The following is a 1,089-nucleotide window of genomic DNA, read 5'->3' as shown; positions in this document are numbered from 1 at the left end:
GGTAATCCTCCCATTTCTAACTGTTGTTAAAAGTAGAAGTTAAGCGACCATCAATGGTGGTCTACCACCATTGGCTTTATGAGGCCGTTCATTATTATAAAACCAAAGCCAATTGGTTGCATAGTCTTGGACATCTTCCAATGACTCGAAAATGTGCTTACTCACCCAACTGTATCGAATGGTTCGGTTATGCCTTTCAATATAAGCATTTTGTTGTGGATTCCCCGGTTGAATGTAATCAATCCGGATTCCATGTTGTTTTGCCCAGTTAGTAAATTCATGACTAATGAATTCAGGCCCATTATCACATCGGATAGCGATTGGTTTTAGGCGCCATTCTAGAAGTTGATCCAACGTGCGAATAACTCGTAAAGCAGGTAAAGAAAATCCTGCTTCAATTGCTAAACCTTCTCGACGATAGTCATCAATCACATTAAATAAACGGTAATTTCGGCCGTCCGATAACTGATCATGCATAAAATCTATAGACCAAACTTGATCAGACCGGAGCGGTTCCTTTAATGGTTCTGGTTTATTACGTTTTAATCTTCGACGCGGCTTAATACGAAGATTTAAGGCTAACTCACAGTAAATACGATAAACGCGTTTATGATTCCAACGATAGCCTTTTACATTACGTAAATAGTCAAAGCACAAGCCAAACCCCCAATCACTTTGAGTTGATGTGAGTGAGATTAACCAATCAGCAATTAAATCATTTTCAGCACTCAGTTTAGGCTGATATCGATAACAGGTTTCACTTACGTGAAACCATTCGCATGCTTTTTTAATACTGACTAAATGTTTCGCCACCGAACTCTGAGCCATAACACGACGCTCACAGGGCTTCACCACTTTTTTGACATAGCATCTTGAATAACTTCAGCTTTTAGCCGTTCTTCAGCATACATTTTTTTGAGTCGACGATTTTCATCTTCAAGCTCTTTTAATCGAGCCATTAACGAGGCATCCATACCACCATATTTTGCACGCCATTTATAAAAAGAAGCGTTACTCATTCCATGCTCACGACAAAGCTCAGGCACAGGAGTGCCTGCTTCAGCTTGTTTTAGTATGGAGAGGATCTGA

The 1,089-nt window shown here is 39.9% G+C and carries 1 protein-coding gene; it reads right to left on the bottom strand.

Annotated elements, in window-relative coordinates:
* Positions 1 to 39: 39 nt before the first annotated feature.
* Positions 40 to 1,089, bottom strand: a protein-coding gene (locus HC723_RS16835; protein WP_190339914.1) for an IS3 family transposase whose coding sequence is annotated in 2 segments (ribosomal slippage) — positions 40 to 863 and positions 863 to 1,089 — 1,051 coding nt annotated over the 2 segments. Because the reading frame shifts where the segments join, the coding sequence is not laid out codon by codon here. This gene is flagged as partial in the annotation.

It is taken from the genome of Vibrio sp. S11_S32 (assembly GCF_014694465.1).
Lineage (GTDB): Bacteria > Pseudomonadota > Gammaproteobacteria > Enterobacterales > Vibrionaceae > Vibrio > Vibrio algicola.
The sequence above is the reverse complement of the archived record's forward strand: the minus strand, read 5'-3'. Positions and strand labels throughout refer to the sequence as shown.